At 71.9% G+C, this 16968-nt stretch carries 14 protein-coding genes; 2 read left to right on the top strand and 12 right to left on the bottom strand.

The features are described from left to right. Positions 1 to 33 precede the first annotated feature (33 nt). The 8 genes from AB0C62_RS09450 to AB0C62_RS09415 form a co-directional block, all read right to left on the bottom strand. Positions 34 to 1794 carry an AMP-binding protein gene (locus AB0C62_RS09450; RefSeq protein WP_362971212.1) on the bottom strand — a complete coding sequence of 587 codons (1761 nt, stop codon included), beginning with the start codon at positions 1792 to 1794 and terminating at the stop codon, positions 34 to 36. After that, positions 1794 to 2909, bottom strand: coding sequence for a Glu/Leu/Phe/Val dehydrogenase dimerization domain-containing protein (locus AB0C62_RS09445; protein WP_362971210.1), 1116 nt, complete (start codon positions 2907 to 2909; stop codon positions 1794 to 1796). The genes AB0C62_RS09450 and AB0C62_RS09445 overlap by 1 nt, the downstream gene beginning before the upstream one ends. Positions 2910 to 2982: 73 nt before the next feature. After that, entirely contained in the window at positions 2983 to 3546 is a 564-nt protein-coding gene (locus AB0C62_RS09440) for a gamma-glutamyl-gamma-aminobutyrate hydrolase family protein (protein WP_362971208.1), read from the bottom strand. Next, positions 3543 to 4373: an acetylglutamate kinase gene (locus AB0C62_RS09435; RefSeq protein ID WP_362971206.1), complete on the bottom strand. Its 831-nt coding sequence runs from the start codon at positions 4371 to 4373 to the stop codon at positions 3543 to 3545. Before AB0C62_RS09435 ends, AB0C62_RS09440 begins: the two co-directional genes overlap by 4 nt. Continuing rightward, positions 4370 to 5425, bottom strand: a complete 1056-nt coding sequence (gene argC / locus AB0C62_RS09430; RefSeq protein ID WP_362971204.1) for an N-acetyl-gamma-glutamyl-phosphate reductase — start codon at positions 5423 to 5425, stop codon at positions 4370 to 4372. Before argC ends, AB0C62_RS09435 begins: the two co-directional genes overlap by 4 nt. Further along, positions 5422 to 6276 carry a RimK family alpha-L-glutamate ligase gene (locus AB0C62_RS09425; RefSeq protein WP_362971202.1) on the bottom strand — a complete coding sequence of 285 codons (855 nt, stop codon included), beginning with the start codon at positions 6274 to 6276 and terminating at the stop codon, positions 5422 to 5424. The genes argC and AB0C62_RS09425 overlap by 4 nt, the downstream gene beginning before the upstream one ends. Before the next feature lies 1 nt (position 6277). Next, positions 6278 to 6463 carry a lysine biosynthesis protein LysW gene (locus AB0C62_RS09420; protein WP_081222306.1) on the bottom strand — a complete coding sequence of 62 codons (186 nt, stop codon included), beginning with the start codon at positions 6461 to 6463 and terminating at the stop codon, positions 6278 to 6280. 96 nt (positions 6464 to 6559) lie between these two features. After that, complete coding sequence (locus tag AB0C62_RS09415) at positions 6560 to 7717, bottom strand: LeuA family protein (protein ID WP_362971200.1); 1158 nt, start codon at positions 7715 to 7717, stop codon at positions 6560 to 6562. A gap of 259 nt (positions 7718 to 7976) precedes the next feature. Between AB0C62_RS09415 and AB0C62_RS09410 the strand changes: the two genes are divergently transcribed. Continuing rightward, on the top strand, positions 7977 to 8738 hold the full coding sequence (locus AB0C62_RS09410; RefSeq protein ID WP_362971198.1) for an arylmalonate decarboxylase: 762 nt from the start codon (positions 7977 to 7979) through the stop codon (positions 8736 to 8738). Positions 8739 to 8791: 53 nt separating this feature from the next. Here AB0C62_RS09410 and AB0C62_RS09405 read toward each other — a convergent pair whose 3' ends face one another. The 4 genes from AB0C62_RS09405 to AB0C62_RS09390 form a co-directional block, all read right to left on the bottom strand. Next, complete coding sequence (locus tag AB0C62_RS09405) at positions 8792 to 9463, bottom strand: response regulator transcription factor (protein WP_362971196.1); 672 nt, start codon at positions 9461 to 9463, stop codon at positions 8792 to 8794. A 46-nt stretch (positions 9464 to 9509) separates the two neighbouring features. After that, positions 9510 to 10679 (bottom strand): transposase, encoded by a 1170-nt coding sequence (locus AB0C62_RS09400; RefSeq protein ID WP_362971194.1) that lies wholly within the window; start codon positions 10677 to 10679, stop codon positions 9510 to 9512. Positions 10680 to 11132: 453 nt separating this feature from the next. Beyond that, entirely contained in the window at positions 11133 to 12395 is a 1263-nt protein-coding gene (locus AB0C62_RS09395) for an MFS transporter (RefSeq protein ID WP_362971192.1), read from the bottom strand. Between the two features lie 100 nt (positions 12396 to 12495). After that, entirely contained in the window at positions 12496 to 13068 is a 573-nt protein-coding gene (locus AB0C62_RS09390) for an SDR family oxidoreductase (RefSeq protein WP_362971190.1), read from the bottom strand. A 187-nt stretch (positions 13069 to 13255) separates the two neighbouring features. Between AB0C62_RS09390 and AB0C62_RS09385 the strand changes: the two genes are divergently transcribed. Then, the gene (locus AB0C62_RS09385) at positions 13256 to 16621 is read left to right on the top strand and encodes a BTAD domain-containing putative transcriptional regulator (protein ID WP_362971188.1); all 3366 of its coding nucleotides are present in this window, start codon (positions 13256 to 13258) and stop codon (positions 16619 to 16621) included. The last annotated feature ends 347 nt before the right edge of the window (positions 16622 to 16968 follow it).

The raw sequence follows: 16968 nt of genomic DNA, 5'->3' as shown, positions 1-16968 counted from the left end.
CGGGGGGTGCGGGCGACGGGGACGAAGTGGCTTTCAGCGCAGGAGTGATGAGGACGCCGACGGCGCGGTGTACCGCTCGCGCAGCTCCGCCTTGCGGACCTTGCCGGTCAGCGTCTTCGGGAGGGCGCGGACCAGTTCCAGCCGGTCCGGCAGGAAGCGGGCGTCGTGGCCCGCCCGCGCGACCCGGTCCCGTACCTCCTGGAGCGTCGGGCCTTGGCCGTCTCGCGGGACGACGACGGCGACGATCACGTTCCCGGGCCCGGTTCCGGTGTGGTCGGCCGGCGGCTCCAGGCCGACCAGCGCGGCCTCGACGGCCTGGGGGTGGCTGCCGATCACCGCCTCCAGCTCCGTCATCGGCGCCACCTGCCCGTCCCGCAGGATCGCGTCGCGGGCCCGGCCGATGATGCGGATACCGCCCCTGCCGTCGTCGCGGGCGAGGTCCCCGGTGTCGAACCAGCCGTCGGCTCCCAGCTCGGCCGCGAACGCCTCCGGACGCCGGTGGTAGCCGAGTGCGAGGGACGCACCCCGCACCTTGAGCCGGCCCACGGAGCCCGGCGTGCCGGAGGCCTGCACGGCTCCGAACTCCGCGGACGTCTCGATGCGGATCTCCATGGCGTCGATGGCGCTGCCGTTGCTCCGCGCCGCCCAGCCCGCCGGGTCCTCGGGCCGGGTGGTGGTCACCGGACCGTTCTCGGACATGCCCCACAGGGAGTGGGCGCGGGCCCCGAGCGTCGCGTGGACCTCGTCGGCCAACTCCTGCAGGACCGGGGCCGAGCCGATCACCACGTGCCGCAGCGTGCTCGTGTCGCGTCGCTCGGCCCGCTGGGACGCGGCGACGTCGGCGAGGGTGGCGGGCGGCCCGTACAGGAGGGTCGCCCCGTACCGCTCCACCAGGTCGAGCAGCGCCTCGTTGCGGCGTACGTCCTGGAAGGCGACCGTGCCGCCCAGCATGACGCCCGCGAGGACGCCCTGCGCGAAGCCCGAGTAGTGGACCAGGGGTGTGGACACCGCTGCCACCCAGTCGTCGCCCGCCCCGAACGCGTCGACGTAACCGCGTACGGCCGAGTGGACCGTGTTCTGGCTGTGCAGGACGCCCTTGGACAGGCCCGTGGTGCCGGAGGTGAACAGCACCACGAACGGGTCGTCCGCGCCGAGGGCCAGACCGTCCAGGCGGGCGGCTGCGCCCTCCTGCTCCTCCCGTTCCTCTGCCACGAAGTGCTCGTGGAAGGAGAACGCCCCCTCGGGGACCGGGCCGTCGACCACCGCCACGTGCTGGAGGGAGGGCAGTTCACCCTGGAGCCGGGTGACGATCTCCGCCAGAGGCGTGCCCACCCATTGGGGAAGGGTGACGCACACCCGGGCCCCGGTGAGGCCGAGGCGGTGGCGCAGCTCCTCCTCCGTGCAGATGGGCGAGATGGGGATGATGACGGCGCCGACACGGATGGAGGCGAAGATCAGCGGCACCATCTCCCATCGGTTGGGGAGCTGTACGGCCACGAAGTCGCCGGGCCGCACGCCGAGTTCGAGCAGGGCCAGGGCGAACCGGTCGGTCAGTCGGTTCAGTTCGGCGTAGTCCAGGGTGTCGGTGCGGGACTCCGCGACGCGCCGGCCCGCGACGGCCAGCCTGCGCGGACGCAGGGCGGCCTGGCGGTGGAGGTCGTCGAGGAAGGTCTCCTCACGCCACCAGCCACGGCGGCGGTACTCGTCGGCGCGCTCCTCCGGGACGGCTGCGGCCACCGGAGTGGCCCGCTCCCCCGCCCTCGTCCCTGCACGCGGCGTGGCCGTCGTGCTCATCAGCGGTCCTTCCTGCGGGCGGCCAGCAGCTCGGGCAGCGGGTTGCCCGCCCGGGCGGCGGCGATCTCCAGCAGGTCGCGGGTGTTCTGCCGTACCCGGTCACCGACCCAGTCGAAGACCCATGCCTTGCGCGCCTCGGCGGGCAGGTCGAAGGGGACGACCCGGGTGACGGCGAGGGCCGCGGAGGCGGCGCCTCCGATGTTGGCGATCACTCCGGGAACCAGGCCCGCCCCCGAGGCGGCCACCTTCTCCTTCGCGGCCGCGCTGGAGGCGAGGTTGGCGCCCTCCACCACCAGGCCGGCCCGCAGGCGATGGGTGTTCTCGGCGGTCAGCGCGTACTTCTGCGCCGCCAGGATCAGGATGTCCGCGTCGACGTCCAGCCAGGCGTCGGGCTCACCGGAGAGCTGGACGCCCTGCGGGAGACGCGTCCGGTCGATGCGGCCGAACTGGTCGGTCATGGCGACGAGTTCCGCCACCGGAAGCCGGTCGGCACTGATCGTGCCGTGGACGTCCGCGATACCGACGACCACGTGCCCGCGGTCCTCGAGGAACCGCGCCACCGCCCGGCCCACCGCGCCGAAGCCCTGCACCACGACCCGAGCGGGCTCGGTACGGCCGCTCGCCTCCAGGGCGGTGATCGCGGCGACGCCGACCCCGTGGCCGGTGGCGTCGATCAGGGGCTCGTAGTACGTACGCCAGTCGATCGGCATGTCGGGGGCGCCGAGGCGGTAGCGGGGGTCGTAGTTCGCCTCGGCGAAGAAGACGGCGCGGTCGGCGGGGGTGACGCCCATGTCGATGCCGAGGTGGATGCCGCCGTGCAGGAGCGGCTTCACCGTGCGGCCGAAGGTGCGGAACGTCTCCTCGCGGTCGGTGCCGTCGGAGACGATTCCGGCCTTGGCCCCGCCGATGCGCAGCCCTGCCAGGGTGAACTTCTCGGTCATGTCGCGGGCCAGGCCGGCGACCTCCTCCTCGGTCACTCCCGTCGTCATCCGGGTGCCGCCCATGGCCAGGCCGTCGACGAGCGTGTCGACGACCACCCAGCCCTTGATAGCACCGCCGCTGCCGTTGAGGTGGACGGTGAGGGCGGGGTCCTGCGGCTCTTCCAGAGCACTCATGGCGAATTCCTTGCGTCTGGTGTGTGAGGGATCTCAGGAACTGAGAGGTGAGGGGAATCGGGCGGGGCGGAGGTCACTGGTAGAGCTGGGCGAAGCCGCGCAGGATCTCCAGGCCGTCCTTGCGGAACTCCAGATGGGCCTGGGAGCCGAAGACGCGGCCGTCGTCGGAGCGGAGGAACTCGACGGGCGCGTGCTCGGAGCGGCCGATGGTGCGATAGCCCGCCGGGGCTTCCTGGAGGTAGAGGGTGTGCCGGTGGAAGACGGTGACCGTCGGCTTCACGTAGGCGAAGAGCGGTTCCTGCGTGTCGACCTGCGCCTCATAGCCGCCGACCCGCTGCGGCCCTTCCTCCAGACGGCCGCCGGCCGCGACGGAGAGGATCTGCATACCGCCGCAGATACCGAAGACCGGCACGTCCGTGGTGGTGACGAGGTCGATCAGCGGCCTGTAGTACTCGGTGTCGTACGCGCGCACCTTGGTGCCGCTCAGCACGATCGCCTGGTAGCGGCCGTCCACCCGGGCGGGTACGGACAGGGCGTCGGACGTCTCGGTGTCCGACCCCAACGCCTCGAACCGGGAGCGGAGTTGCTTGAGAGACAGGGTTCCGTTGTTGACGACCAGTACACGGGGCCGTGTCATGCGCTCGCTCCTGACGTGTGGGGGGACGGCCGTTCGTCGGTGATGACCGTGCCGGTACGGCCGTCCAGCAGGTCGGTGACGGCGGCGCTGCCGATGACGACCCGACGCACTCCGTGGTCCAGGGCCTCCCCCGCGGCCCGCAGCTTCTTGCGCATGCCGCCCTTCGCTCCCTTGTCACGGAAGGCGGCCGCGTCCCGGCCGCTGATCAGCGACACCGGCTCGCCGTCGATCAGGAGGTGGCCGACGTCGGTGACGAGGACCAGGTCGGTGGCACCGGTGGCCCCGGCGATGGCGGCGGCGGCCCGGTCGGCGTCGGTGTTGACCTCCTGGCCCGCCGCGTTCCGTGCGAGCGGGGTGACGAGGTGGGCGTGCCCGGGTCGGAGGCTCTTCAGCGGCGTCACGTCGACCCCGGTGATCGGGCCGACGAGATTCTCCAGCTCGACGAGTCGCTTCTCCCGCCACCACCAGCGTTCGCCCTCGCCGGCGCTCACCAGTCCGTCGCTGCCGAGCAGCCGTTCCGTGGTGATGCCGCGGTCCTCGAGCCGCCCCAGGACGTCGGCGGCCAGTTCGGCGCTGACGGCCTTGATGTCGTCGATGACCTCGGGCGTGGTCCAGCGGCTCTGGTTCCCGTAGCGGTCGCGCAGAATCGCCGACGGTTCGCTGTAACGAGCGCTGAGCCGCTTGAGCGGCTTGGACCAGCCGTGCACGAGCACCAGCGGGCGGTCCCGGCCGTGGCGGGCCAGGTCGTCCCACCAGCCGCCGTCGAGGTCGTCCAGGCAGCTGCCGCCGAGCTTCACGACCGTGGGGGAAGGGTGCTGTGCGCTCATGCCGGCATCACCGGCTGCTGCGTCAGTCCGGTCTCCTCCGGCAGGCCGAACCGAAGGTTCACGGCCTGCACCGCCTGTCCGGCGGCGCCCTTGACGAGGTTGTCGAGCGCGGCGAGCACGACGATCCGGCCGCCCTCCTCGTCGTGCAGGACCGTCACGTCGGCGAAGTTGGAGCCGAGGACGACCTGCGGGTCGGGCACCGGGATCAGCGTCTCGTCGTGCCGTCGCACCCGCACGAACGGGCGTCCCTTGTAGAAGCGCAGGTACGCCCGCGACAGCTCGCGCTGGTCCACCTTGTCGTCGGTGAAGACGTACGAGGAGGTCAGCAGACCGCGCACGTTGGAGACGCCGTACGCCGACATGGACAGGTTGCCGACGGCGCCTGGCTTGCTCCGCTCCAGGAAGTCGGCGACCTCGGCGGCGTGCCGGTGCCCGGTCGGGGAGTACGGGGCGATGGCCCCGGCCCGGAACGGGTGCAGGTCGGAGGTGCGCAGTTGGAGTCCGCCGCCGCTGGATCCGCTCTTGCCGTCCACCACGACCGTCTTGAGGTCGAGGCCGAGGCCGAGCGTGAGCGGGGCCAGCCCCAGGGTGATCGCGGTGGCGTAGCAGCCGGGCAGCGAGATGAGCGCGGCGTCCTTCAACTGGTCGCCGACCAGCTCGGGTACGCCGTAGACGAAGCGGTCGGCCAGGTCGGTGCGGCGTGCGACCTTCGGGTACCAGCGGTCGTGCAGGTGCGGCGTGCGGATGCGAAAGGCACCGCTGAGGTCGACGACGGCCGGGATCCGGTCGGCGAACAGGGAGGCCAGCTCGGCCGAGACCGGCGCCGGGGTGGCGAGGAAGAGGACGTCGACCTTGTCCGCGACCGCCTCGGTGACGGGCTCGACGGTCAGTCCCTGGTGGATGCGCAGACCGGGGTGGAGCTCGGAGGGGCGCCTGCCGATGCTGGAGGAGCCGCCGAGGAAGGTCAGCTCCAGGTCGGGGTGCTGGGTGATGAGTCGGATGAGTTCGCCGCCGGCGAGCCCGGAGGCGCCGACGACTCCTGCACGGATCATGCGAGCAGCTCCTGCACGTAACGGCCGATGGCCGAGGGGATGTCCGCGCCGGTCGCGGAGGCCACCGCCCGGAAGCCGGGTGCGTGGTTGACCTCGTTGACGACGTAGCCGTCGGGGGTGCTGAAGAGGTCGACCCCGTAGATCCCGGGTCCGAGCACATCCACCACTCCGTCGACGATCTTGAGTACGTCGGGGTCGTGGGCGACCGCGCGGTTCTTGTTGCCGAGAGCGGCGTTGTTGCGCCAGTCGCTCCCGCCGCTCTCGAACTCCGCGGCGCCGATCAGTTCCCGCCCGACGACGAAGCAGCGCACCGAACGGCCGCCCAGGTACGGCTCGACCACACTGGCCTGCTCGAAGGCGTGCGCCAGGTCCTCGATGTAGTCGTAGACCGAGTGGGCGACGTCGGCATGGCGGATGAGCGTGACCCGCTTGCCCATGCCTCCGAAGACGGGCTTGAGGACGAGGGGCAGTGGCAGTTCGCCGAGCGCCTTGTCGAAGTCCTTGCGGGAGAGCACGAGCCGGTGGTCCGGCACCGGCACGCCCGCCGTGTGCAGCAGGGCGCGCAGGGCGGCCTTGTTCTCGCAGGCGTGGATGGCCCGGGCCGTGTTCAGGGTGGGGACGCCGGCCGCCTCGGCGAGGGTGGCGATCAGCCCGCCGCGGGTGTAGCTGCGGCTGCGGATCAGGAGGGTTTCGTAGCCCTTGACGGCCGGGGCGTCCGGGTGGCCGAGGGAGAGGGATTCGTCGTTGATCCAGTCCAGACGGAGTCCGAAGGCCGGGGCCGCCTCGATCAGCAGGCGTTCCTCCCAGGCGATCCGATCGGCGACGACCGCGACAGCGCGCTGACTGCCCATGTCACTGGCCCCAGTCGCGGAGCTGTACCTCGATCATCTCCAGCGTCAGACGACCGTCCTCGACGGCCTCGACGCGGAGGGTCAGGATGCACTCGGGGCAGGAGAGGGTCTCGCCCTTGGTGACCGGGGGCACGGTCAGGTCGGTCTCGCACTCGGGGCATACACCGGTCAGAGTGGCGGTGGACATCAGTCAACTCCGTTGGGATGGATGGGACATGCGGGTGCGGTGTTCGTACGTGCGGGGTGTTCGGAGGTGCGGCGTGCTGCTGCGTGTGCGCGGAGTTCAGGCGTGCGCGGGGCGGAAGTCGATCGCGGCCTTGCGGATCGCGTCCCGGTCGAGCGTCGGGCGTCCGTCGCGCTCCTGCCGCTGGGCCAGCCACGGGGTGAAGGCGTCGATGTCGACCTCCAGGCCCGAGTCGGTCAGCGCCCAGGCGACCAGAGCGGTGGTGAGTCGACTACGAACCCGCAACTCGCGCCTGTTGCCTACGAGTTCGGCGGGCAGGGTCTCGTACGCCTCGGGATGGTTCAGCTGCCCGGGGAGTTCGTAGGCGAAGGCGTGCGGGGTGGTCGGCCCGGACTGGAAGGCGTCCCCGAGGCCGGCTCCGCCGAGGGCGATCCTCGACAGTTCGGTGAGATGGCTCAGGTCGAAGCGGGTGTCGCCGTGGATGACGCGCAGCGAGGTGAGCAGCTCGGCCAGCGGGGCGTTGCCCCCACGCTCACCGATGCCGCCGACGGTGGCGGAGATCCACCGGGCGCCGGCCCGGACCGCGGCGAGGGAGTTGGCGACGGCCATGCCCAGCATGTTGTGGGAGTGGATCTCGATCTCGGAGCCGTCGATCGCGACGATGTCCGCGATCACCCCTTCCATCTGCCAGGGGGACAGATAGGCGACGGTCTCCGCGAGCCGGAAGCGGTCGGCCCCCGCCGCGAACCCCGCCTCGACGTAGGGGACGAGCCGTTCCTTGGGGGTGCGGGCACCGTCCTCGCCGCTGAACGTGACGTGGAAGCCGCGTTCCTTGGCCTGGGTGATCGCCGAACGCGCCAGGGTCTGGAGGAACTTGGGGCTGGCCGAATCGAGCTTCAGCCGTGCGTGCTCCTCGGAGGTGGGGATGGAGTACATGATGTGGCGCACGCCCAGGCGCTCGGCCTCGTCGAGGGCCCGCGCGACCTGACGGCGGTCCCGTACGACGAGGAGCGTCATGCTGCGCTCGGGGCCGACGGCCTCGTGGGTGGCGAGGACGAGGTCGGCGTCCTTGGAGTCCGGGCCGGAGACCATGCCCACCTCGACGAGTTCGACGCCCGTGCGCACCAGCAGGTCCGCGATGGCGGCGGCGTCTTCGGGACCGAACTCGACGCCCGCCATGTGGGCGGAGTCCCGCAGCGTCGCGTCGGATATGCGGGGCGGCCTCTCCGGTTTCCTGAGGCTCTCTGCTTCTGCCATTTCCTTCACTCCTTGTTCCCGAAAGGTCTGTATTCCCGAAAGGGTCTGTGAATCGGAATTCGGGGGGGGCACACTGCTGATCGCCGATCAACATCCTTCGCCGCCCGGCCGGAAAGAGCAACATCTCCCGTGTCAGGCCTGTGTGGTGAAGTGTCAAGGAGTGTCAAGAAGGAAAGGGAATGCTGAGCGGGTGTGGGCTGCTTGCCAAATATCGGTCGAGGAAGGGCCGTTCACGGCGGTCGCGTCCTAGCGTGCTGTCATGGATCTCTTCTCGCTGCCCCGACTGGGGGTCGTCGTTCCACCGGAAAACCCCACGGCGGAACCCGAGTTCAACCATCTGCTCGGCACCGCGATGAACGTGTACACCTCCAGGTTCCCGGTGACGCCGGGAGCCGGGCTCAGAGCCATGCTGGAGACGTACAACGAGGTTCTGCCGGCCCTGCTCGGCAGCTTCGGCGCACTGCGCCTGGACGCCACCGTGGTGGCGTGCAGCGCGTCGCACTACCTGCTGGATCCCGAGGGTGACCGGGCATTCTGCGACGAGTTGTCCCAGCGCGCCGGCTCCCCCGTGCGATCCTCGACGCAGGCGATCCTCGCGGCCTGCGAGGCGCTCGGGGTGACCCGTCTGACGCTCGTCTCCCCCTACCAGCCATGGCTCACCGACACCTCGCGCGCCTTCTGGGAGCGAGCCGGTCTCACGGTCGACGGGGTGGTCCTCGTTCCGGCGGGTCCGAGTGCGGGCGGCGGCGCGCACTACGACCCGTACGAGGTCACGACCAGGACGCTCCTGACGCACATACGGAAGCGGGAACTGCCCTCCGACGCAGCCCTGTTGTTCACGGGCACGGGCATGGGCACCCTCGCCGCCCTCGCCGAGCTGGCACGACAGGACCCGGGGCGCGTTCTGCTGTCCTCGAACCTCGCGTCGGCCTGGTGGGCGCGGCGGGTGGCGGGAATCACCGAAGAGGCACACCACCCGTTGCTGCGGAGGCTGGAGCGCACCTCGGTCCGTACGGCGTGACAGGAGGGCCCGGGAACGCGACCTCGCGTCCCCGGCCCTCGCTCGGCCGGCTCTCAGCCGGCGGACGTCTCGGCCATGCGCCAGGCGTACCCCATGCGGTAGCCGACGCCCCGGACCGTGATGATCCAGCCGCTGGAGCCGAGTTTCGCCCGGAGGCTGCTCACGTGCGTGTCGATCGTCCGGCTGCTGTGGCCCCAGTTACTTCCCCAGACCCGGGCCATGAGCTCCTTTCGCGTCACGACCGTTTCGGGGGTGGCGGCCAAGGTGTAGAGCAGCTCGAATTCCTTCGACGTGACGCCGACGAGCCGGTCGTGCAGACGCACCTCACGCAGGCGGGGATCGATATGCAGATGGCGCAGGGAAATGGCGTCGGGAAGCACCTGCCGGGGCTGGGAACGGCGCAGCACCGCCTCGATGCGGGCCCCGATCTCACGGAATCCCCAGGTTTTCACCACGCAGTCGTCCGCTCCCGCGTTCAAGGCGAGAACACGGCCCAGTGCGTCGTCGGCGTCGGTGACGGCTATGAGCGCGGTCTCACCGCTGCTCCGCAGTTCTCTGCACAATTCCAGTCCGTCGATATCGGGCAACTCCAGGGAGAACAGCAGCAGATCGGCGTCACCGGCCGCGCGCAGGGCCCGCTCTCCGGTGCCGACACTGCGCGCCGTGAATCCCTGGCGCCGGAGATCGCTCACCATGGTCGCGGCGTTCTCGGCGTTCTGCTCCACCACGAGTACTTGTCGCACGTGCCCACCCCTGTTCCTCGGCTTTACGTCAGTTCGAGGCGCCGGCGAGTGCGCCGGCCGCTGCGCGAGGTGGGTCGGGTGGTAGGGCCTGTCCGCCACGGGCGGCGGACAGGCGCTGGTAGACGTAGGCGGCCGAGGCCATGGTCATGTGGTGGTGCCAGCCGGGGAAGGAACGGCCCTCGAAGTCGAGGACCCCGAACCGCTGCCCGAGCGTGGTCACGGCGGAGAGCGCCGCGGCGTGGCTCCGGGCCAGTCGGAGGTTCTCCTCAACCCGGCGGTCCGTGAGTGTCGTGAGCCAGTACCGGGCGGGCTGCCGGCCTTCCGGGTCGGGTCGTTCCAGGGTGCGGTACCGGCGGGAGCCGGGCTCGTCCGCGCCGCCGGGTGCGGGCAGCCCCACCGTGTCCGCGTGGGTATGGACCGGCACGGCCCTGACGGGGCCGTCGGGGGTCTGCCGCAGGAGCACATGCGTCTGCCGCCCGTGCCGCACCTCCATGAGGGCGCTCACCGTCGTCACCACGGAGGCGTGCCGTCCCGTGACCACCTGCTGGTCCGGGGAGACCTCGCACACGACATCGGCCCCCAGCCGGGCGAGGCCCGCGAGGACCCCGGCCACGTCGTCGCACCGGGTGAGGTCCAGCACCCAGGGCAGACGCGGGAGTTGAGGCTGATCGGCCATCTCGGTGGCGTACCGGACGACGTGATCGGCGGCGGTGCGTCCCGCCTCGGCCCCGGGGATGCGGGCACGGCGCCTGCGGTCGCGGTCCACGTCCCACACTCCCCCGAGCACAAGGCTCCAGTCCACCGGGTAGGACTGGGTGCCCGAGGTGAGGAACAGGCCGAGGGCGCGCTGGCAGTTGACGGCGCGTCCGGTCGTCGCGTCGACGCGTCGGTGCACGCCCGCCGAGTGCTCGCCGCGCTTGGGGATGACGAGTTCGGCGACGGTCCAGGCGTGCGGAGTCGTCCGCGCGGCCACCAGTCGGGCGAGCCGTCGGCGCACCGGAACCCAGTTCCACGGACTGGCGTTGATGAACTGATGCAGGCCCCGCGCCGCGGCCGTGGGTAAGGGGCTGGCCCGTGCGATGCGCCGCAGTGTCTTCTTGCCGGACACGTGGATCAGGGCCCACAGATAAGCCTGGGCCCAACGCCGTTGCTCTGGGCGCTGGTTCACCCCGAAGACCTCGTCCATGAACCTCCGCATGCGTGCGCCGTCGCCCGGCGCCCCCGCGCGTATCTCACTCGACGACATCCGACGCCACGCCCCCTCGATACCGGTCACCGCCCGCACCCGAGTGGATGCATGGCACATACGTACGAGGTGAAAGTACCGTTCCGGCCAGGGTTTACCCGGGTCCGCCGTCTACTTTGCGAGGTCGCGGTCCGACCTGCGCAAACGCCGCCCGAGGAACCCCGGGCGGGTGACGCGCGCAAGCCGGGAAACAGGCTCCACCAGGGGTGAAGCGGTGCGACGGACATGTCAGGTGAAATATTAACAAGTCATGAACTTGCCTCAAGTACCTCGCGGAGACACAGGTTTCGGCGACCGCGCGGGAGGTCGCTACGACCCGCCGTGCGCCGGTGACCACCCGGGGGGCGACGACCGGCCGCCGGAGTGCTGACGGCCTCCGGAGGCCGGTCGTCGTGTCTCGGCGCGTCAGGCCGCCGGGTCCGTCACCGCGGCCTCGGGAGCAGCGACGGGTCGCCGGACGGGGAAGCCCGCCTGACGGGCGTACAGGACGACCGCGATCACCGGCAGCAGGAGCAGCAGTACCGTCCAGGGGAAGGACTCGCTGCCGACCACGTCGAGCAGGATGCCTCCGACGATGCCTCCGCCCGCCATCGCCACGTTCCACAGCGTGACGAGCATGGCCTGGGCCGAGTCGGCGGACTCGCCGCCCGCGTCGCCGACGGCCGTCTGGAGCAGCGTGGGCACACCACCCCAGCCCAGACCCCACAGCACCGCGGCGACGTAGACGAGAGCGGTGGTGTCGGAGAGGACCGCCAGGAGCGCGGCGGCGAGGGCTACCAGCACGGCGCCGCCGATGGTGAGTCCGCGCAGCCGTCGGTTGATCTGGGCACCGACGATCCAGATGCTCGCCAGCGACGCGGCGCCGAAGACGAGGAGCACCAGGCCGGTGCTGCCGCCCAGCCCCAGGTCGTCGAGGTAGGTGGCGATGTACGCGTACAGGATGGTGTGGGCGAGGACGAAGACGAGGGTGACGAAGAGGACCGGCGTCACTCCCGGGATGCGCAGGGTGGGCAGCATCTTGGGCCGCTCGCCACGTTCCTGTCCGGGGAAGTCCGGGACGGCCGCGGTGATCCATGCAAGGAGCAGCAGCGTGAGCGCCGTCATCGCGAGGAACGCCACGCGCCAGCCGAGCCAGTCGCCGAGGAACGTACCGGCGGGCACACCGAGGGCGAGTGCGACGGGGATGCCCGCCATGGCGACGGCCATGGCCTTGCCCTGGAGGTGGGCGGGCGCCATCCGCCGCGCGTAGCCGGCGAGCAGGGCCCAGGCGAGACCGGCCGCGACACCGGCGACGAACCGCGCCGCCATCGTCAGTTCGTAGACGGACGACACCGCGGTCACCGTGTTGGCGAGCGCGAAGCCTCCCATGGCGGTGAGCAGCAGCTTCTTGCGCCGCCAGCCCGCGGTGGCCGCGGTGAGCGGGATCGCGGTCAGGGCGGTGCCGATCGCGTAGACGGTGACGGTCTGGCCGGTCGCGGACTCGCTCACGTTGAGGTCCTGGCTCATCGCGGGCAGCAGACCGGCGGGGAGGGTCTCGGTCAGGCTGGTGATGAAGACGGCCGTGGCGAGGGCCAGCAGGGCGAACAGCGGAAGCTTCCGCTGTTCCTCGCCGTCGCTCTTCGGGTCCGACGCCGCAGCGGCGGGCGCCGTGTCGGGTGCGGTGCTCATGGGATGTGCTCCAGGTGTTCCGGAAGGGGGCGTGGGACGTCGAGGGGGCATGGGGACGGTGGTCGAGGCAGTAGGGCGGACGTACTGGACGGTGGCCGCTTCACGGGAAGGCGAGGCCGCCGTCGACGGGCAGCCGCACCCCCGTGGTGAACGTCGCCTCCGTGGCCAGGAACAGCGCGGCGCGGGCCACCTCCTCGGCGGCACCGAGACGGCCCAGCGGAGGCAGGGGGACGGCGCCGGCCCCCGGCGCCTCGATACAGCCCGGGGCCACCGCGTTGACGCGGATGCCGCGGGCGACGAGTTCGGTGGCGAGCGCCCGGACGACGTCGGGGCAGGAGGTCGGGGCGGTGAGCACGATCGCGCTGCCGTCCCTGAGATGGGGCAGCAGGGGCCGTGCGGTGGCGACGGCGTCGGAGAACAGGAGATCGAGGCCGCCTTCCGTCGCGGCCTCGGGACCGGTGCCTGCCTGTGCGACCAGGGCTGCTTCGAGGGTGGACGGAGTGACCACGCGGGCGGCGGAGCCCAGTTCGGCGACCGCGTGCGCGCGCTCAGGTGCGGTGCGGACGGTCAGCAGGACCGTGGCCCCGCCCTCCACGAGCCGCTTCGCGATGGCCAGGCCGATGCCGGTGACCTCGCCGACGACCAGGGCCTTCCTGCCCGCGTACCGGGTCATGTGTACCGCTCCCTCCGAGGGTGCCCGTTCCTCGCCGGTGCGTGGCGCCTCCCCGATGACGACTCTGCGCCCAGGCGCTTCGGGGAACCTTCCGGAAACCTTCGGGCCGACGGGCGGGGCGTGCGGTGGCGCCGGTCCCGTCGAGAGCCTGCGGGAGCCGGTTCCCCGGACATGTACGGTGGTGACCATGCGGTTTGGGGTGCTCGGGCCACTGGTGGTGTGGGACGGCGAGGGCCGGGAGGTCAAGGTCCCCGAGGCCAAGGTCCGGGCGCTGCTGGCGGACCTTCTCGCGAACGACGAAGGGCCGGTGTCCGCCGACCGGCTCATCGAGGACCTGTGGGGCGACACGCCTCCGGGCAATCCCCGCGCGGCGCTTCAGGCCAAGATCTCCCAGCTGCGCCGGGTCGTCGGCCGCGAACGCGTGGTGCGGCGGCCGCCGGGCTACGGGCTGCTGCTCGACGGCGACGACGAGGTGGACGCCGTACGGTTCCGCGCTCTGGTGACCGACGCCCGCCCCGTCCAGGACCCGCGCGCCCGGGCCGCCCTGCTCACCGAGGCGCTGGACCTGTGGCGGGGACCGGCGTACGCGGACTTCGCGGACGACGGGTTCGTGCAGGGAGCCGCGCAACGCCTGGCGGAGCAGCGGCTGTCCGTGCTGGAGGATCAGGCGGAGGCACGTCTGGAGGCACAGGACCACGCCCTTCTCGCCGGAGAGCTCGCCGACCTCGTGGCACGCCACCCCCTTCGGGAGCGCCTGCGCGCCGTCCAGATGAGGGCGCTGTACGCGGCGGGGCGACAGAACGAGGCGCTCGCCTCGTACGACGACCTGAGGTGCCGGCTCGTCGAGGAGCTGGGGGTCGACCCGAGCCCCGAACTGGCTGCCCTGCACGGGGCGTTGCTCCGGCAGGACCCCGAGCTGAGCGCGGGAACTTCCCGGAGGGAGGCGTCGGCCCACGCACCCGGGGCGGGCGTCGGCCCGACGAACACCACGGCCGTCGCCCCTGGCACGGGGACCGCCGCCACGCACGCTCCCGGACCGGGCGCCCACTCGAATCTTCCCGTTCCGCTGACCCCTCTCGTCGGCCGTCACCAGGCTCTCGCTCGGCTCTCTCAACTCCTCGCGGAACAGCGGCTGGTGACCCTCACCGGCCCGGGGGGCGTCGGCAAGACCCGGCTTGCCGTGGCAGCGGCCACGGCCGAGCGGGAGAGCACCGAGGCCGGTGAACCGGCCGACGGGGTATGGCTCGTGGAGTTCTCCGGCATCCGCGCCGGCACCGCGGCGGACCTGGCCCAGGTACTCGCCGCCACCCTCGGCATCCGGGACGACACCCCTCGCTCACTGCCGGGCACCGGCACCTCGGCCGCTTCCCTGCCGCACCGGCTCGCCGCCGCCCTGCGCGACCGGCGCACCCTGCTCGTCCTGGACAACTGCGAGCACGTCGTCGACGCCGCCGCCGAACTCACCGAGCTGTTGCTGAGCACCGCTCCCGGCCTGCGCGTCCTGGCCACCGGGCAGCAGCCGCTCGGCCTGGCGGGCGAGGCGGTGTTCCTCGTCGAGCCCCTGCCGCCCGTCGACGCCGTCCGCATGTTCATGGAACGCGCGGCCGCCGCGACCCCCGGATTCCCCCGCGACCCGGGGGCACCGGACGAGACCGAGCAGCAGGCCGTCGCCGAGATCTGCGGCCGCCTCGACGGCATCCCGCTCGCCCTGGAACTCGCCGCCACCCGCGTACGGGCCCTCGGAGTGAAGGGGCTGGCTGCCCGGCTCAACGACCGCTTCCGGGTGCTGACTTTCGGACAGCGCGGGGCGCCGGCCCGCCAGCAGACCCTACGGGCGGTCATCGACTGGAGCTGGGAACTGCTCAGCGCACCCGAACGCATCGTTCTGCGACGCCTCGGCGCGCACAGCGACGGCTGCGACCTGGACGCCGCCGAGGCGGTCTGCGCGGGTGACGGCGTCGCCCACGACGAGGTGCTCGACCTCGTCACCCGGCTGGTCGACCGGTCCCTGGTCGTCGTGGTGGACGGCCCCACCGGCCCCCGCTACCGCCTGCTGGAGTCCGTGGCCGCGTACGCGACCGAACAGCTCCACGAGATGGAGGACTTCACCGCCGTACGGGACCGTCAGCTGCGCCACTACCGGGCCCTCGCCGAACACGCCGAGCCACACCTGCGAGGCGACGAGCAGCAGTCCTGGCTGGCCCGGCTGGACGCCGAGGCCGGCAACCTCCGTACGGCACTCGACGAAGCGCTCCGCCGCGCGGGCGCGGGTGAACCGGAGGAAGCGGTCCGGCTGACCACCGCTCTGGCCTGGTGGTGGCTGTTGCGTGGCCGCCTCACCGAGGCCCGCCGCAGCCTCGGTTCGGTGCTGGCCACCCTGCCCGGCTCCTCCGTGCCTGCCGAACTCGCCCTGCTCCACAACGCGTTCGCCTTGCTCACCGGAGACCCCACAGCAGGCGCCGCCCACGCGGCAAGCGGTTGCACCGCCACGGGAGGCGGCCTCGACGCCGATGCCGAGGCCATCCCCGACCCGGTCCGGCGCGCCCGCGCGCTGTGGCTCTGCGCGTACGGGCTGTTCAGCGCGGGTGACACAACCGAGGGCAACGAACTGAACACGCGCGCCCTCGGCCTGTCCGCCGCCGCCGGGGATCAGTGGGGCACCGCTGCCGCGCTCGGCCTGCGCGCGACCCTCGCTTTGGTCTGCGGCGACCTCGCCGGACTCGGCCGTGACGGTCTGCGAAGCGCCCAGGTCTTCCGTGAACTGGGCGATCGCTGGGGCGAGTTGCAGACCGTGTCGGCGCTCGCCGCACTCGCCGAGATCAAGGGCGCGTACGCGGACGCGGAACGCCGTCAGCATGAAGGCCTGCGGATGGCGCGGGAGTTGGGCCTGGAGGCGGAGGTGTCCGCGCGGCTCTCCGGGCTCGGGCGCCTCGCGTTGCTCGCCCGCGACTGGGACCACGCTCGCGACCTGCACGAACAGGCGCGCCGGATCGCCGCCGAACAGGGCTACAAGTACGGTGAGATCCACTCCGTGATGGGCCTCGCCCTCGGTGCGCGCCGCTCCGGTGACCTCGACGGGGCCGAGACGCACCTGCTGCAGATCCGCGACGGCTACGCCGACGTGTCGTCCCAGGCGGGTGACCACCTGCTCCTCGCCGAACTCGGTTTCATCGCGGAGCTCCGCGGTGACGCGAAGGGGGCGGCGACGCACCACCTGGACGGGCTGGAGATCGCCCGCCTCCTCGCCGAACCCCGCGCACTGGCACTCTCCCTGGAGGGTCTCGCCGGTGCGGCGGCCCTGGCCGGACAGGGTCCCACCGCCATCCGCGCGGCCGAACTCCTGGGCGCGGCGGCAGCCGCCCGCTCCCGGGCCGGCGCCCCGCTGCCGCCCGCCGAACGCGGTGATGTCGACCGCATCACCGCCGCGGCGCGGACAGCCGTGGGCACCGCCGCGTTCACCGAGGCGTACGAGCGCGGCGCCCTGCTGACGGCCGAGGAGGCGATGCGCCACGCCCGCACCGCACTCGACCTGTCCGGGCGCGACTCGGGTTGACCGCACGGGGCTCCTGACCGTGCAAGGCCGGTGGGCGCTTCTCGGTGAACGCGTTTGCGCCCTCGGTTGCTGCGGTGGTGGTGAAGACCGGGGCACCGAGCGGGTCCTGGACGGTGAAGGCGGTCCGGTCGTCGAGTCCGCGGGTGTTCTGGGGGATGCTGCTCGACCCGGTCCAGCAGGCGGTTCGCGACGTCCTCGATGAAGGGTTCCAGTCGCGCGATACGGCGGGGTACGAACGCCGCGTTCACCAGGGTCCGCAGCCGGGAGTGGTCCGGAGGATCGGCGTGGACCAGATGCCGGTTCAGCCCGGCCGGCCCCGGAACGTAGCCGGGCACCCTGCCGGGGTC

Source organism: Streptomyces sp. NPDC048643, assembly GCF_040650615.1.
GTDB lineage: Bacteria > Actinomycetota > Actinomycetes > Streptomycetales > Streptomycetaceae > Streptomyces.
The sequence above is the reverse complement of the archived record's forward strand: the minus strand, read 5'-3'. Positions and strand labels throughout refer to the sequence as shown.

Excerpts from the sequence above, each read along its gene's own strand:
- AB0C62_RS09450 (WP_362971212.1), bottom strand. The coding sequence starts at position 1,794 with ATGAGCACGACGGCCACGCCGCGTGCAGGGACGAGGGCGGGGGAGCGG.
- AB0C62_RS09445 (WP_362971210.1), bottom strand. The coding sequence starts at position 2,909 with ATGAGTGCTCTGGAAGAGCCGCAGGACCCCGCCCTCACCGTCCACCTC.
- AB0C62_RS09440 (WP_362971208.1), bottom strand. The coding sequence starts at position 3,546 with ATGACACGGCCCCGTGTACTGGTCGTCAACAACGGAACCCTGTCTCTC.
- AB0C62_RS09435 (WP_362971206.1), bottom strand. The coding sequence starts at position 4,373 with ATGAGCGCACAGCACCCTTCCCCCACGGTCGTGAAGCTCGGCGGCAGC.
- argC (WP_362971204.1), bottom strand. The coding sequence starts at position 5,425 with ATGATCCGTGCAGGAGTCGTCGGCGCCTCCGGGCTCGCCGGCGGCGAA.
- AB0C62_RS09425 (WP_362971202.1), bottom strand. The coding sequence starts at position 6,276 with ATGGGCAGTCAGCGCGCTGTCGCGGTCGTCGCCGATCGGATCGCCTGG.
- AB0C62_RS09420 (WP_081222306.1), bottom strand. The coding sequence starts at position 6,463 with ATGTCCACCGCCACTCTGACCGGTGTATGCCCCGAGTGCGAGACCGAC.
- AB0C62_RS09415 (WP_362971200.1), bottom strand. The coding sequence starts at position 7,717 with ATGGCAGAAGCAGAGAGCCTCAGGAAACCGGAGAGGCCGCCCCGCATA.
- AB0C62_RS09410 (WP_362971198.1), top strand. The coding sequence starts at position 7,977 with ATGGATCTCTTCTCGCTGCCCCGACTGGGGGTCGTCGTTCCACCGGAA.
- AB0C62_RS09400 (WP_362971194.1), bottom strand. The coding sequence starts at position 10,679 with ATGCGGAGGTTCATGGACGAGGTCTTCGGGGTGAACCAGCGCCCAGAG.
- AB0C62_RS09395 (WP_362971192.1), bottom strand. The coding sequence starts at position 12,395 with ATGAGCACCGCACCCGACACGGCGCCCGCCGCTGCGGCGTCGGACCCG.
- AB0C62_RS09390 (WP_362971190.1), bottom strand. The coding sequence starts at position 13,068 with ATGACCCGGTACGCGGGCAGGAAGGCCCTGGTCGTCGGCGAGGTCACC.
- AB0C62_RS09385 (WP_362971188.1), top strand. The coding sequence starts at position 13,256 with ATGCGGTTTGGGGTGCTCGGGCCACTGGTGGTGTGGGACGGCGAGGGC.